We start from the raw sequence: 14,640 nt of genomic DNA on the forward strand, positions 1-14,640 counted from the left end.
ATGGCCTAAAAAATTACCGGCCGAGCTGTTCGGCCATCTCTGCCGAACGATGCGCGGCAGCAGTGAGTGCTGTTTCGACCAGGGCTTCGAAGCCGCCGGCCTGGAATGACTTGATGGCTGCTTCCGTGGTGCCCGCAGGCGAGGTCACACGGCGGCGCAACTCGGCGGCATCGACATCGCTGCCAGTGGCCATCAACGCGGCGCCCAAGGCGGTTTGCAGGGTCAGTTGGGCGGCGATGTCCCGGGGCAGACCCAGTTTCTCGCCTGCGGCGGTCATCGCTTCGATCAGCAGGAAGAAATACGCCGGGCCACTGCCGGACACCGCAGTGACGGCGTCCAGCTGCTTTTCATCGTCCAGCCACAGCGCGATGCCGACGGCCGACAGCAGTTGTCCGGCCTGCTCGCGTTGTTCGCTGGAAACTGTAGCGGTGGCGTACAGGCCGCTGACGCCCTGACGCAGCAGCGCAGGGGTGTTGGGCATGCAACGCACGATGGGATGTTCGCCCAGCCATGTGTTCATGCTGGCGCAGGTAATGCCCGCGGCGATGGACACCACCAATTGATGGGGCTTGAGGCTCGGGCGTAGTGCTTCGCACACCGCCTTCATTGCTTGCGGTTTGACTGCGATCAGCACGACATCCGCGCCTTCGATGGCTTCGGCGTTATCGGCGAACAGTTCGATGCCGTGCTCGGCGGCGACCTTGGCACGCTGTTCGGCACCCGGATCGCTGGCGCGAATCAGTGCAGCGTCCACACCTTGGGCGCGCAGCCCGCCGATCAGGCTGGCGGCCATGTTTCCGGCACCGACAAAGGCAATACGGGTCTTGCTCATGACTGAGTTCCTGTTAACGAATGGGTTTATGGCTGGCCGTAGTCACGGGCACCAAAAAGGGCCGTTCCGATCCGAACCCAGGTTGCGCCTTGTGCAATGGCGGCCTCCAGGTCGTGGCTCATGCCCATGGAAAGAGTGTCGAGCGGCAGGTTCAGGCTATCTTGCAGGCTGCGTACTGCAGCAAAAGCAGCGTTTTGTGCGGCGCTGTCTTCGGTGGGTTCGGGTATCGCCATCAGTCCGCGCAGGGTCAGGCGTGGCAAAGCGCTGATGGCCGCAGCCAAAGCAGGCAAGTCGGCCGGTGTGCAGCCAGATTTGCTCGCCTCACCGCTGACGTTGACCTGAATGCAGATGTTGAGTGGCGGCAGTTCGGCGGGACGCTGTTCGGACAGGCGTTGTGCGATTTTCAAGCGATCCACGGAATGCACCCAGGCAAAGTGCTCGGCGATAGCACGAGTCTTGTTTGACTGAATGGGGCCGATGAAATGCCAACACAAGGGCAGGTCGGCCAATTCGAGCTGTTTGCTCAGGGCTTCCTGCAGGTAGTTCTCGCCGAAATCGCGCAGGCCAGCGGCAAACGCCTCACGCAGGGCTGCGGCAGGTTTGGTCTTGCTTACGGCCAGTAGGCCGATGGTCGCTTGGTCGCGTTGCACCGCAAGGGCTGCTGCGCGAATTCGCTCATCAACTCGGGAAACGTTGTCTGCTATCGTGGACATTGATTTGCGCCAGCAGGGCTAAAGTCTGCGGCATTCTATGTGATTGGGGAGCCCTATGGATATTACCGAACTGCTGGCTTTCAGTGCCAAGCAAGGCGCGTCGGACTTGCATCTTTCTGCCGGGCTGCCACCGATGATTCGAGTCGATGGGGATGTGCGGCGAATCAACCTGCCGGCGCTGGACCACAAGCAGGTCCATGAACTGATCTACGACATCATGAACGACAAGCAGCGCAAGGACTTCGAGGAGTTTCTGGAAACTGACTTCTCCTTCGAAGTGCCCGGTGTCGCGCGGTTCAGGGTCAACGCGTTCAACCAGAATCGGGGCGCCGGTGCGGTGTTCCGGACCATTCCGTCGAAAGTCCTGACCATGGGCGATCTCGGTCTGGGAGAAGTGTTTCGTAAGATTACCGAGGTGCCGCGCGGTCTGGTGTTGGTCACGGGGCCCACCGGTTCGGGGAAGTCCACCACCCTGGCGGCGATGATCGATCACCTGAACAACAACAAGCATCATCACATTCTTACCATCGAAGACCCGATCGAGTTTGTTCACGAATCGAAGAAGTGCCTGGTCAACCAGCGTGAAGTCCATCGCGATACGTTGGGTTTCGCCGAAGCCTTGCGTTCTGCCCTGCGTGAAGACCCGGACATCATTCTGGTCGGTGAGATGCGCGACCTCGAAACCATCCGCCTGGCGCTGACCGCTGCTGAAACCGGACATTTGGTGTTTGGCACGCTGCACACCACGTCGGCGGCGAAAACCATCGACCGGGTAATCGACGTCTTCCCAGCGCAAGAGAAATCGATGGTGCGCTCCATGCTGTCCGAGTCGTTGCAGGCAGTGATTTCCCAGACGCTGATCAAGAAGGTCGGCGGCGGACGGGTGGCGGCGCACGAAATAATGATCGGCACATCAGCCATCCGTAACCTGATCCGCGAGGACAAGGTCGCGCAGATGTACTCATCGATCCAGACCGGTGGGGCGTTGGGTATGCAGACGCTGGATATGAGCTTGAAGGAGCTGGTGACCAAAGGCTTGATCACTCGCGAAGGCGCTCGTGAGAAGGCCAAGACGCCAGATAACTTCTAAGTCAGGGGGGCGGGGGGAGATCGATGCGCCGGAGGAGCCTCGGCGCATTGCCTGCACGGATGCAGGCTATACGATCAGCCTTGGGAAAGGCGCAGGGTTGGCTGGTCTTTCTGCTTTGGCAGGACCCGCTTGGCGACCACGTAATGGCTCTCCCAATACGGTTTTTTCAAAGTGTCGATGCTCACCGCTTTACCCCGGCGTGGCGCATGGATAAAGCGGTCGTTGCCCAGGTAGATGGCAACGTGATTGACCTTATGGCTCTTGATGTTGAAAAACAGCAGGTCGCCTGGCTTCAAATCCTTGCGATCGACCTTCTGCCCATGACCTGCAGCCATGGCATTGGACGTACGCGGCAAATCAGCTTCGTTCACATCGCGGAAGGCGTATTTGACCAGCCCGCTGCAATCGAACCCTTTACTTGGGCTACTGCCGCCCCAACGATAAGGGGTACCGAGGACATTTACGGCCCGGCTCAATACAACGCTACTCTGCTTGGCCGCCATTTGCGGAGGGGCGACCGCTGCTTTACCGGAGGATTTGTGGTGAGCGGGACGATGGGTTGTCCGGCTGGAAACCTTTGTATGTTTGTGAACTTTTTCGTGGAGAGACGTCTCATTGGAAGCCGTGGTGATTGGCGAAGAATGAGATTTTGCGGTGAAGCCGTTGAAGCTTGCTGGTAACTGTTGCTCACGATTGGTGGCGTAGGCGGCCAGGGGCATAAATAGGCAAATGGTTAGCCATGTCTTGAAAAATGGACGCATTAGGCAGGGCTCTTAGTGGGTCAGCGCGCAACTTTATAACAGCTTTTCCGATGATTCTGATCCCGTTTGTCGAAACGATTACGGCCAGGATCACCGCTTTGTTGCGGTAATGTGTCACTTGAAATCAGGCAAAGCCCTTTATAACAAGGGGTTACGATACGGCGCGAAGGTTCCCGCCATACGTCGGAGCGCGATATTAAAGTCACAAAATTTACGGATATTTTTTTCTATCAGCTCAAATGAGGCAGTTAATGAACAGCTATCGGCAAGACCTCCAACCTCAGGACACTCACAGTAAAATCCTCGGTTATCTGTTGTGGATCGTCGGTTTTACCGGATCGCACCGCTTCTATTACGGCAAGCCAGTGACCGGCACTATCTGGTTTTTCACGTTGGGGCTGCTGGGCATCGGTTGGCTGATCGACCTGTTTTTGATCCCAAGCATGGACCGCGAAGCCGACCTGAGGTTCAACGCCGGTTCTACTGATTACAGCATCGCCTGGATTTTGCTGACGTTTCTTGGCGTGTTCGGTGTGCACCGGATGTATCAGGGTAAATGGATCACCGGGATAATCTACCTGCTGACGGGCGGGTTGTTTCTGCTGGGCGTGCTGTATGACTTCTGGACACTGAATGACCAGATTTCTGTTGAGAATGCACGGCGGGGGTGAAGCCAGAAGGGCTGTGGCGTCTTGAGTTGGGGACTGATTTATTTTTCGTGCTCTTTGAAAAATCAATCTGTCCCTAAAAGTGGGGGACAGATTAATTTTCGATGAAGCGCTGAAAATAAATCAGTCCCCTCGGGTTTGTCTGCACCGCGATCAAGACCAAATCAGGCGCTATAGCTGATCCGACCATCCACCAGCGTGTACCGTACGGCACTCGGCAGGCAGTGGCCGAGGAACGGGCAGTTTTCGCCTTTGGACAGCCACTTCTCACCCGCCACTGTCGAGGACGCTGGATCGAACAGCACCAGATCCGCCGCCGCACCGACACTCAATTGACCCGCAGGCAGGCGCAAGGCCGCCGCAGGGCCAGCGCTGAGGCGCGCGAGCAGGGTCGGCAGGTCGAGCAGGCCGTCTTCCACCAGCGTCATCGCCAGCGGTAGCAGCAACTCAACGCTGCTGATGCCCGGCTCGGTCGCGCCGAACGGTGCCAGCTTGGCATCGCGCTCGTGGGGCTGGTGATGGCTGGAGATGGCCTGAACCACCCCGGACTTCACGGCCTCACGCAGGCCATCGCGGTCAGCGCGGGTGCGCAGCGGCGGCTGGACGTGGTACAGACTGGAAAAATCGATCAGCGCTTCGTCGGTGAGGATCAGCTGGTACATCGCCACATCGGCGGTCACCGGCAGGCCACGGGCTTGCGCCTGAGCGATCAGCGCCACGCCGCGTGCGCTGGTCAATTGGCTGAAGTGCGCGCGCACGCCGCTTTGTTCCACCAACAGCAGATCGCGAGCCAGGGCCACGGTTTCGGCGGTTTCAGGAATACCCGGCAAGCCGAGGAAACTGGCGGTGGGGCCTTCATGGGCTAAACCACCTTGAGCCAGATCGTGATCCTGCGAGTGGAAAATCACCGTCAGGTCGAACGTCGCGGCGTATTCCAGGGCCCGGCACAAGGTCCGGGTATTACGAAAACTGTCCAGACCGTTGCCAAAGGCGACGCAGCCCGCATCGCGCAAGGCGATCAGCTCGGCCAATTGCTCGCCTTCCAGACCCTTGCTGAAGGCGCCGATAGGGAACACTTTGCAGTTGCCGGCTTCACGGGCTCGGTCGTGGATCAGTTCGGCGACGGCCGAGGTGTCCAGCACCGGCTTGGTCCGTGGCGGGCAGCACAGGCTGGTGACGCCGCCTGCGGCCGCGGCCTGGGTTTCGCTGGCGATCGTGCCCTTGCGGCTGTAACCCGGCTCACGCAAGGCCACGCTGAGGTCGACCAGACCGGGCGCGGCGATCAAACCTTGCGCGTCGATCGTCTGGCTGGGCGCAAAACCGGTAGGTGCTGCGCCGATGGCGAGGATCTTGCCGCCTTCCAGGTGCAGATCGATGACTTTATCCAGACCACTTGTAGGATCAATGACGCGAGCGCCGAGGATGCTGAGCTTCACTGGGCGTTCTCCTGCTCGAATTGACGTTGCGCGGTTTGCCCACTCATGGCCATGGACAACACCGCCATGCGTACCGCGATGCCGTAAGTGACCTGGTTGAGGATCACCGAGTGGGCGCCGTCGGCCACTGCCGACTCGATCTCTACGCCGCGGTTGATCGGACCTGGGTGCATGACAATGGCATCCGGTTTGGCGCCGGCCAGACGTGCAGTGGTCAGGCCGAACAAGCGGTAGAACTCACCTTCGCTGGGCAACAGGCCGCCCTGCATGCGCTCGCGCTGCAAGCGCAGCATGATCACCACGTCGACATCTTTGAGGCCGGCAGCCAGGTCGGTGTAGACCTTGACCCCGTATTGCTCGACACCGACCGGCAACAAGGTTTTCGGTGCAACCACGCGGATGTCCGGGCAACCAAGGGCTTTGAGCGCGATCATGTTCGAGCGTGCCACTCGTGAATGCAGGATATCGCCGACGATCGCCACTGACAGGTTTTCGAAACCGCCCTTGTGTCGGCGGATGGTCAGCATGTCGAGCATGCCCTGGGTTGGGTGCGAATGGCGGCCGTCGCCACCGTTGATGATGGCCACGTCCGGGCACACGTGCTCAGCGATGAAGTGCGCGGCGCCCGAGTCGCCGTGACGCACGACGAACATGTCGGCGGCCATGGCTTCGAGGTTGCGCAGGGTGTCGAACAGCGTTTCGCCCTTGCTGGTGGACGAGGTCGAGACGTTCAACGTGATCACATCGGCCGACAGCCGCTGGGCCGCCAGTTCGAAGGTGGTGCGGGTACGGGTCGAGTTTTCGAAGAACACGTTGCACACGGTCTTGCCGCGCAGCAGCGGGACCTTCTTTACCGCCCGGGCGCCGACTTCCAGAAAGGAGTCGGCGGTGTCGAGAATTTCGGTGAGCAGCTCGCGGGGCAAACCGTCGAGCGAGAGGAAATGGCGCAGCTGGCCCTGATGATTGAGCTGCAGCGGGCGCTTGGCGTCGAGAGGCGTCATCGCAAGGACTCTTTATAAAGGGCTAGAGGGCGGCGGCGGAAAGGTTCTGGTACTCAAGTGCGAGCGGCGCGGGGCCGAGCAATTTTACCCGTTCATCGGGCGCCAGCGACAGCGTGGCGCCGACCACGTTGGGGCGAATCGGCAGTTCCCCGGCGTTGAGGTCGAGCAGGCAAACCAACGTCACACTGGCCGGACGGCCGTAATCGAACAGCTCGTTGAGGGCGGCGCGAATAGTCCGCCCGCTCATCAGTACGTCATCGATCAATACCAGATGCTGGCCCTCGATCTCGAACGGCAGCGCCGACGGGCGCACTTGTGGGTGCAGGCCGTTCTGGCTGAAGTCATCGCGATAGAACGAAACGTCCAGTGTGCCCAGCGGTGACTGGCTGCCCAGCGCGTCGAGCAACGCCTGCGCGACCCAGACACCGCCAGTGCGGATGCCGATAAAGCGCGGATCAGTGATGCCGCGTTGGCTCAGGTGAGCCGTGAGATCAATGGCCATCTGGCTGATCAGTTCGGCGGGATTGGGCAGGCTCATGGTTGCTCCTTCAGGGGCCTGAGCGTCGGCGAAGCGGGTTGCTCAGGCTGAAACTTGGATTCCAGTTCTTTCCATAAAGAGCTCAATAAAGAGCTCAATAAGGGTTCAATCAAGCAATCAGGCGTCGAACAGGGCGCCATTGGCATCCAGCCAGCCCTGTAAGAGCAGCGCTGCGGCGATGGCATCCACCGGGTTGTCGCGATACGTGCCTTTTTGACCACCCCGGGACTGACGTTCGCCCTTGGCTTCGAAGGTCGTCAGGCGTTCGTCGTGGGTATACACCGGTAGGTTGTAGCGGCCGTTGAGTCGACGTGAAAATTTCTCGGCACGAGCACTCATATCGCTCGGCGTGCCGTCCATGTTCAGCGGCAGGCCAACGACGATTGCATCGGGTTTCCACTCGCGGATCAAGGCCTCGACCTTGTCCCAGTCCGGGATGCCGTTCTGCGCCTTCAAAATGCACAGCTCGCGGGCCTGGCCGGTAATCACCTGGCCGACCGCCACGCCGATCTGTTTGGTGCCGTAATCGAAACCCAGCAAAAGACGTAATCCAGCCATCAGGCGTGGCCCGCCTGACTGGTCAGCAAACTGAGGTTGATGCCCAGGCGCGCCGCCGCAGCATTGAGGCGCTGCTCACTGGGGATGTCGAACAGAATGGCCGGGTCGAACGGGCAGGTCAGCCAGGCGTTGGCCGCCAACTCGGCGTCCAGCTGCCCGGCGTCCCAACCGGCATAACCGAGGGTGATCAGGCTTTTATCCGGGCCGTAGCCGTCGGCGATGGAGAACAGCACGTCCTGGGACGTCGACATCGCCAGGCCGCCGAGTTCCAGCGTCGCCTGAAAGACCTGTCCGCTGGGATGCAAGACAAAACCGCGATCGGTCTGCACCGGGCCACCGGTAAGAATCTGGATGTGCTGGCAGCGAGACGGCGGATCGATTTCCGGTCGCAGTTGCTCAAGAACGTCCGCCAGCGTCAGGCTCTGCGGGCGGTTGATCACCAGGCCCATGGCGCCATTTGCGTTGTGCTCGACGATGTAAGTCAAGGTTTGCACAAAGTTCGGATCGGCCATGTGCGGCATGGCAATCAGGAATTGATGCTTGAGGTAGCTTGCAGATACGTTTTTCATGAGCCCTAGTGTGGCGTTGCTCGACGGGCCTGACAACTGGCTAAAGAGATAGGTTTTACAGATCTTCAGTTACTGGACAGTTTGTCGTTGGTAAAACGCCAGGTGCGAATGATCTCCAGGCGGTCGATGTCAGCCAGATCGCCGGTGAACGGTGAAAAAGGTGCCGCCAGGCGCACAATACGTTGCGCCGCTTGATCCAGCAGCGGTTGGCCGGATGACTCCAGGACCAATATCTCGTACAGCGAACCGTCGTGATTGATCGACACCATCAACCGCAGATTGCCGCGAATCTGCTGGCGCCGTGCTTCTTCCGGGTAGTTGAGATTGCCTATCCGTTCGATTTTTTTCCGCCAGTCCTCTTTATACCAGGCGCCTTTGTCGTGCATGGTCGAGGCGGCGCTCAGGCGATGGATCTTCGGTCGTTTGGCGTACAGCTGTTGCTCGTTGGACAGTTCGGCTTCCAGGCTGGAAATTTCGCTGGAAAGTTGCGTGCTGTCGAAGGTTGGTGCGGCTTTGGCGACCGGCTCCTGCTTGACTTCTTCGTGTTTGGTCACGGTTTTCTGGATTTTTTGCACCTTGGTCGCCACGGCGGTTTTTGGCGCTTCCTGTTTTTCCAACGGTTTGGCGGTGGGAGGTGGCGTCACCTTGTTGATCTTGGTGTCCTGAAACGGCGCGATTTCGGTGGTCTTGGGGATGGCCTTCTTGTCCAGCGTGCCGCTGCCTTGCTGATTGTCCTGGGCGAGGAAATCGGCTTTTTCCGGCTGGTTTGGGCTTTTGAAGGTGGCGAGGGTAATTTCCAGGGTTCTGCTGATTTGTTGCGGCTTGATGTAAGTGAAGCCCACACCCAAGATCAGCGCCAAGTGGATCAGCGCTGCAATTATCAGGGCAAACCCAAGCCGATCAGCCGGGCGCACGCCGGTATGGGAGAGTTCGGGGGGCATGTCGTCGGCCAAGGCGTTCATTAACAGTCCAGCATCACATTGCGCGTTTCACAGGGCGCGCATGATAGCGCACTGTCTCAATGCTGCGGTGTGCGTTGGTCTGTGGGAAGGCAAGCTGGAGTTGCGGCAGACAAGCCTGATGGGAGGCCTCGCCGCGTCTTCGACGCCGCGCTGTCGCGCAGCAAACTTGGTGTTGGGTTCACCCTGAATCCCCGTGGGAGCGAATTCATTCGCGAAGGCGTCGGCACATCCAGCATCGTCGGCGCCTGATAGACCGTATTCGCGAATAAATTCGCTCCCACAGTTGATCCCGCATTCCAAAAAATAATCTTTTAAACCCAATGGTTTACAGGTTGTTTGATGGGAGGCCTCGCCGCGTCTTCGACGCCGCGCTGTCGCGCAGCAAACTGGGGCACGTCGTAGAATCGAAGCGCGCGCGGGGACCAAGACCGTAGCCATCACTGGTGTGTACGCACCCGCATGGGAGAGTGGTCCGCACGGTATCGGCGTGGAGTCGTTGTCGGCACAGCAAGCTGTGACCACGTATGAGAGAGTGAATCCATTCGCCACCGTGCTCCCCGCGCGCCCCTCAATCCTGCGAGGAATTGTCATGGCGCGCAAGAACCAGCAGAAACGTTTTGAAGTGGTTCACCCTCATTGTGCGGGTATCGATATTGGCAGTCGCGAGCATTGGGTGGGGGTCAACCCCGACCAGAGCGACACCCCTGTCCGCTCGTTTAAAACGTTCACCGACGAGTTGCTCGCATTAGCCGATTGGCTCGAAGCGTTGAAGATCAATGTCGTGGCCATGGAGGCAACCGGGGTCTACTGGATACCGCTGTTTGAAATCCTCGATGCACGGGGCTTCGAGGTGTATTTGGTGAACTCCCGCGCCACCCGCCAGACCTCCGGGCGCAAATCCGATGTGCTGGACTGCCAGTGGATTTGGCAGCTCATGACCCACGGCTTGCTCAGAGGCGCCTTTCGGCCCGCCGACGACATTTGCTCGATGCGCTCTCTGGTTCGCCAGCGCGCAATGAAAGTTCGCGATCAGGCCAAGAGCGTCAATCGCATGCAGAAAGCCTTGACCCAGATGAACATCCAGCTAGCCACTGTCATCAGTGACATCACCGGCCTGACGGGCAAGAAAATCCTCAACGCGATCATCGGCGGCGAGCGTGATCCGTACGTATTGGCCGGTTTTCGAAACGGTCACATCAAGGCCGATCATGAAACCATTGCCCGCAGCCTGCGCGGTAACTGGCGAACCGAGCATCTGCATGCCCTGGCTCAGGAAATGGCGACGCATGATTTTCTGGAACAGCAAATTGCCGAATGCGATCAGGCCATCGCTCACGCCATTGATCGACTGCCGGTATTGAACGATGAACCTCTGCCGCCGGCCAAGGCACTGCGCAGCCCGCACCGCTCGTCAGCCGAGCAAGCCCGTTTGCACCGTGCGCTGGGAAAAATAATGGGCGTTGATTTGACCGCTATTCCCACCATCGGCGTCGAAACCGCTTTGGCACTGGCGAGCGAAATCGGGCCTGATTTATCGCGATTTCCCACACAACAACACTTCTGTTCCTGGCTCGGCCTGGCACCTGCGACCCGGATATCCGGCGGCAGGCAGCTGCCTGGTAGTCCGCCAAAGGTCTCGAATCGAGCCGCGCAGGCCTTGAAGCAGGCCGCGTCCAACGCGCGCAACGACAAGAGCTTCATCGGCGCCAGCCATCGAGCCCGGTTGGCGCGCATGGATACCGCGTGCGCCATCAAAGCCACCGCGCATCAACTGGCCCGCCTGATCTACGTCATGTTGACCAAAGGCCAACCCTACGTGGAGCGAGGTATGGAAGCCTATGAAGCCGAGAGTCGACACCGTCAACTGCGTGCCCTGGAACGCAAGGCACACAAGCTTGGGATGCAGTTAGTTATGGCCAAATAAAAGGCATAAAAAACAATGCGTTATTTTTTGTTTGATGAGAGCAGGCTTGCAACTACGCGTCCCGCTGCGAATCAATCGACCCGTATCAGATAATCCCACAGGCCAGAAAGATCATCGTTGGGCGACTGGCTTCTTCGCAGGCAAGCCTGCTCCCACAGTTGATCCGGTACATCCAAAAATAATCGTTTAAAACCACTGATTTAAAAGGTGTTTGAGAGATAGATCACATTAACTAAAAAGAGGATTTATTCTCGGCAAATAAATCCCCTTTTGCCTGCTCAGTTACTTAGTGAGCAGTACCCGTCAAGCCGCCGAGCTTGCTCATGACCAGGTTGATGAACTGTGGGCCGGTCATTTTCTGGCCGTTGAAGTCCACCAGATCGTTGGCGTAATGCAGGTTGGACACGACGTTGTCGCCTTCGACCTTGGCTAATTGAGTCATGGTCGCCATACCGCCGACTGTGTCGGCCGCATCCTGGGCTTGCTGTTCGATGATTTTCGGGTCGGTCTGGCCCCCGAGGGACGCTTGCAGGCTGGCGACGTCCTTGATCATCGGTTTGGACAGCAGCAGTTTCGCCTCCAGTTGGGCGAGCAGCTTTTTGACCAGTTCTGCGGTGGGTTGGTCGAGGGGGCCGGGGTTGTTCAGGTCCACGGCGAGACTGAAGTGGCTTTCGCCGTTGGTTGTCTTGAGTGAGAGTTTTTCCAGTTCGATGTGGGGCTTGGCGGTCAGCAGTTTCGCCAGTTCGGCGTTCATCGCAGCCTGATCGGCGTCGCTCAGTTTCACCTTCAACGGTTGCCCGGCCGACGCTGCGGCCTGTTGTTGCGGCGCGATTTTGCTCTGGTAGAGCGTGTACAGCGCTTGCGTCGCGGCGATGTCGAAGTTGCCGAACTTCCACAGCATCTGGAAGGCGCCGACATCCTTACCGTTGTAACTGATCATGCCGACGTCGTACGTCGCTTGAGCCGCTAGGTTACCGCCTTCCTCTTGCATCAAGCTGGTCATTACAAAGTCTTTGAGCAGCACCGGTGGTTTGTTTGCGGTCTGCAGCTGTGTGCTGGCGACTTTGGCATCGCTATGCCCGAGGTAAAAACCGGAGGCGCCTTTGGTGCCACCGCTATTGAACGTCACGCCATGGACCTCAACGCTTACCGGGCCTTGTTCCGAAACGACGTTGAGTTGCAGGTTGTCCAGCTTGCCGGTGACCTTGATTTTTTCGGCGTTCGCACTGGCTTCCATGTCGAGGTGGACGCCGGAGAATTTGAACGTGCCGTCCTGGTCATCGATAACCAGCGGCAGCAAATCCAGCGTGCCTTCGGTGGAGCGGTCGTAGCCGATGCTGGTGTGGCCTTTGAGCGGCGCGACGCCATTGGTCGCAGCAAACCATTTTTCGGAGGCGGCGTTTTTCTCGATCTCGTAGTTGCTGGCGGCCATGACCGGCATCAGTTTCAACGACTTCAATCGCGACCACGGCAGCGGGCCGTGTTCGATGTTATCGACGAACAGCAGATCGATGTTTTCTTTATCTTTGCCCAGCTTTTTACTTTGGACGTTCACGCGATAGTGCGCGGTGCTACTGAACAAATGGCGCTCTATCGAAACCAGCTCAACCGTCACGCTACCGTCGGAACCGTTGATAGACGATTTAATCTGCCGATTGGTATCGTCGACTGAGGTGCGCAAAACGCCTTCCAATTGACTGCCGGTGTACCACGCCCCAGCGCTACTCAGTGCCGCTACTGCAATGACGACGCCCACTGCAACCTTTGCTGATTTTTTCATCTGTCGCCCCATTTTCGCTGTCCATAAGCAGGCGAGATTATCATCCGCGGCTAGCCACGGTCTTCCCTCAGACGGTAGGCTGATGCTCGGATTTGAAAACGGGAGCAGACGAGATGAGTGAACAGCGCAACGATTTGGGCCCGATCAAGGCCGTTATTTTCGATATGGATGGCTTGTTGTTGGATACCGAGGGGATCTACACCGAGGTCACTCATATTATTGCCAGTCGTTACGGTCGCACCTTCGACTGGGCGATCAAGCAGAACACCATCGGCCGTGGCGCACGGGATTTCGCCGGTTACGTAATCGGTGCGCTGGATTTGCCGCTGTCCATCGATGAATTTTTGACCACTCGCGAACCCTTGCTCGATGAGCGTTTCCCGCGTTCACCGGCGATGGCAGGCGCCGAAGCGTTGGTCCGGCATCTGGCCGCACACAACATTCCCATCGCCGTGGGCACCAGTTCGTCCATCCACTACTTCAAGGCCAAAACCACGCTGCACCGTGAGTGGTTCGAGCTGTTCGATACCGTAGTGACCGCCGACCATCCAGAAGTTGGTGCTGCCAAACCCGCCCCCGATATCTTCCTGGTCGCCGCCCGCCATCTTGGCGTTGAGCCCAAGGATTGCCTGGTATTCGAAGACTCACCCTTCGGCGTAACGGCGGCCAAAGCTGCGGGTATGTTCGCCGTGGCCGTGCCGGACGCTCATATGCCCATCGAGCAATACACCCACGCCGATCTGCATCTTCAGTCGCTGGAGGACTTTCCGCTTGAGGCATGGGGGTTGCCGGCGTTTTAAGTTTTGGACGAACACGGTTTCTGGCGCAGGCAACACCTACACCATCACCTTCAGATCCACCCCCAATGCCGTTACGAAGGCTTTTACCAAGGGACTTCGCGGGGCGTTGTGGCGCAGGATCAGGTTGAAGGGTGTGCGAATATTGATCAAGTCCGGACGCAGTGCGCGCAGCGTTCCGTCGCGGACTAGCGGTGCGGCGTAGTGTTGCGGCAAGAAGCCGACGAAGCGACCGGTGAGAATCAGCAGAGCGACCGCTTCAACTTGCGAGGCCGAGGCACTCAGGCTGTCATAGTCGACAAAGTTGGCTTTATCGCCATGTACCGCATACCGGTGATTGATCACCTCATGGTTGCGCAATACCGTCGCATCCATCTCGCTGTCCTTCACTGAAAACAGTTCATGGCCTGCGCCACAATAGGCTTCTGACCGTTCTTCATACAGTGCAAAGTAATCAAACTCTTCACGTTTCTGATACACCGGGACGATGCCGGCAATAAATCTTCCTTCGACAACCCCCCGCTCTACTTCATCCAGCTGAGCCGCGTGCAGGCGCAGTCTTACTTTCGGGGCTTCATCATGTAAGGTCCGCAGCGCTTTAACTAAAGGCGAATGAATATCGGAGACTGTATTATCAATTACCCCCACACTTAAATCCCCGATCAATTCATTCTGCGCTGAATTAAGTCGATCGCGAAAACTGTCCACCGATGCGAACAGATCGATGGACGCCTGGTACACCTGCTTGCCTTCTTCGGTCAGGCAAAAGCCTTCCCGGCCTCGGGTACACAGGCGCATGCCGATGCGGATTTCGAGGTCGGAGATCTGTTTGCTGATGGCCGCAAGGCCGACATTCAGCTCATTTTGCGCAGCACTGAAGCCTCCCGCTTCCACCACCGCCTTGAATACCCGAAGCAGCTTGAAGTCCAGACCGCTGAGGGTCAAAGGCGCTCTGCTTCCGGGTTTTGGCGGCAAGTTTCCAGAAGTGGAAAGTGGGGTTTCCATAATACT

15 protein-coding genes are annotated in these 14,640 nt (G+C 58.4%); 4 read left to right on the forward strand and 11 right to left on the reverse strand.

Annotated features, from left to right (window positions below):
* Window positions 1-13 precede the first annotated feature (13 nt).
* Together proC and AC1MEE_RS24750 are read right to left on the reverse strand one after the other, a co-directional pair.
* Window positions 14-832 (reverse strand): pyrroline-5-carboxylate reductase, encoded by an 819-nt coding sequence (proC, locus tag AC1MEE_RS24745; protein ID WP_480412133.1) that lies wholly within the window; start codon window positions 830-832, stop codon window positions 14-16.
* A 26-nt stretch (window positions 833-858) separates the two neighbouring features.
* Window positions 859-1,545 (reverse strand): YggS family pyridoxal phosphate-dependent enzyme, encoded by a 687-nt coding sequence (locus tag AC1MEE_RS24750; RefSeq protein WP_480412134.1) that lies wholly within the window; start codon window positions 1,543-1,545, stop codon window positions 859-861.
* Between the two features lie 55 nt (window positions 1,546-1,600).
* Here AC1MEE_RS24750 and AC1MEE_RS24755 point away from each other — a divergent pair, with 55 nt between their 5' ends.
* Window positions 1,601-2,635 (forward strand): type IV pilus twitching motility protein PilT, encoded by a 1,035-nt coding sequence (locus tag AC1MEE_RS24755; protein ID WP_480412135.1) that lies wholly within the window; start codon window positions 1,601-1,603, stop codon window positions 2,633-2,635.
* Between the two features lie 74 nt (window positions 2,636-2,709).
* Here the strand turns inward: AC1MEE_RS24755 and AC1MEE_RS24760 are convergent, their stop codons facing one another.
* Window positions 2,710-3,396, reverse strand: coding sequence for a C40 family peptidase (locus AC1MEE_RS24760; RefSeq protein WP_480412136.1), 687 nt, complete (start codon window positions 3,394-3,396; stop codon window positions 2,710-2,712).
* A gap of 251 nt (window positions 3,397-3,647) precedes the next feature.
* On the opposite strand from AC1MEE_RS24760, the gene AC1MEE_RS24765 reads away from it, so the two are divergent.
* Window positions 3,648-4,067: an NINE protein gene (locus AC1MEE_RS24765; RefSeq protein WP_480412137.1), complete on the forward strand. Its 420-nt coding sequence runs from the start codon at window positions 3,648-3,650 to the stop codon at window positions 4,065-4,067.
* Window positions 4,068-4,228: 161 nt separating this feature from the next.
* Here the strand turns inward: AC1MEE_RS24765 and AC1MEE_RS24770 are convergent, their stop codons facing one another.
* The 6 genes from AC1MEE_RS24770 to AC1MEE_RS24795 form a co-directional block, all read right to left on the reverse strand.
* A complete protein-coding gene (locus AC1MEE_RS24770) occupies window positions 4,229-5,500 on the reverse strand; it encodes a dihydroorotase (RefSeq protein WP_480412138.1) in 1,272 nt (423 codons plus the stop codon).
* The gene (locus AC1MEE_RS24775; protein ID WP_480412139.1) at window positions 5,497-6,501 is read right to left on the reverse strand and encodes an aspartate carbamoyltransferase catalytic subunit; all 1,005 of its coding nucleotides are present in this window, start codon (window positions 6,499-6,501) and stop codon (window positions 5,497-5,499) included. The genes AC1MEE_RS24770 and AC1MEE_RS24775 overlap by 4 nt, the downstream gene beginning before the upstream one ends.
* Window positions 6,502-6,523: 22 nt before the next feature.
* Window positions 6,524-7,039 (reverse strand): bifunctional pyr operon transcriptional regulator/uracil phosphoribosyltransferase PyrR, encoded by a 516-nt coding sequence (gene pyrR / locus AC1MEE_RS24780; RefSeq protein ID WP_480412140.1) that lies wholly within the window; start codon window positions 7,037-7,039, stop codon window positions 6,524-6,526.
* A 117-nt stretch (window positions 7,040-7,156) separates the two neighbouring features.
* Window positions 7,157-7,597 (reverse strand): Holliday junction resolvase RuvX, encoded by a 441-nt coding sequence (gene ruvX / locus AC1MEE_RS24785; RefSeq protein WP_480412141.1) that lies wholly within the window; start codon window positions 7,595-7,597, stop codon window positions 7,157-7,159.
* Window positions 7,597-8,166 (reverse strand): YqgE/AlgH family protein, encoded by a 570-nt coding sequence (locus tag AC1MEE_RS24790; RefSeq protein ID WP_480412142.1) that lies wholly within the window; start codon window positions 8,164-8,166, stop codon window positions 7,597-7,599. Before AC1MEE_RS24790 ends, ruvX begins: the two co-directional genes overlap by 1 nt.
* A gap of 65 nt (window positions 8,167-8,231) precedes the next feature.
* A complete protein-coding gene (locus tag AC1MEE_RS24795) occupies window positions 8,232-9,128 on the reverse strand; it encodes an energy transducer TonB (RefSeq protein ID WP_480412143.1) in 897 nt (298 codons plus the stop codon).
* A 589-nt stretch (window positions 9,129-9,717) separates the two neighbouring features.
* On the opposite strand from AC1MEE_RS24795, the gene AC1MEE_RS24800 reads away from it, so the two are divergent.
* Window positions 9,718-11,052: an IS110 family RNA-guided transposase gene (locus AC1MEE_RS24800; RefSeq protein WP_480412050.1), complete on the forward strand. Its 1,335-nt coding sequence runs from the start codon at window positions 9,718-9,720 to the stop codon at window positions 11,050-11,052.
* Between the two features lie 286 nt (window positions 11,053-11,338).
* Here AC1MEE_RS24800 and AC1MEE_RS24805 read toward each other — a convergent pair whose 3' ends face one another.
* Window positions 11,339-12,832, reverse strand: coding sequence for a YdgA family protein (locus tag AC1MEE_RS24805; RefSeq protein ID WP_480412144.1), 1,494 nt, complete (start codon window positions 12,830-12,832; stop codon window positions 11,339-11,341).
* A gap of 113 nt (window positions 12,833-12,945) precedes the next feature.
* Between AC1MEE_RS24805 and AC1MEE_RS24810 the strand changes: the two genes are divergently transcribed.
* Complete coding sequence (locus AC1MEE_RS24810; protein ID WP_480412145.1) at window positions 12,946-13,632, forward strand: HAD-IA family hydrolase; 687 nt, start codon at window positions 12,946-12,948, stop codon at window positions 13,630-13,632.
* Between the two features lie 36 nt (window positions 13,633-13,668).
* Here AC1MEE_RS24810 and AC1MEE_RS24815 read toward each other — a convergent pair whose 3' ends face one another.
* The gene (locus AC1MEE_RS24815; protein ID WP_480412146.1) at window positions 13,669-14,634 is read right to left on the reverse strand and encodes a LysR family transcriptional regulator; all 966 of its coding nucleotides are present in this window, start codon (window positions 14,632-14,634) and stop codon (window positions 13,669-13,671) included.
* Window positions 14,635-14,640 lie beyond the last annotated feature (6 nt).

The sequence above is a fragment of the Pseudomonas sp. ASL3 genome, assembly GCF_056680425.1.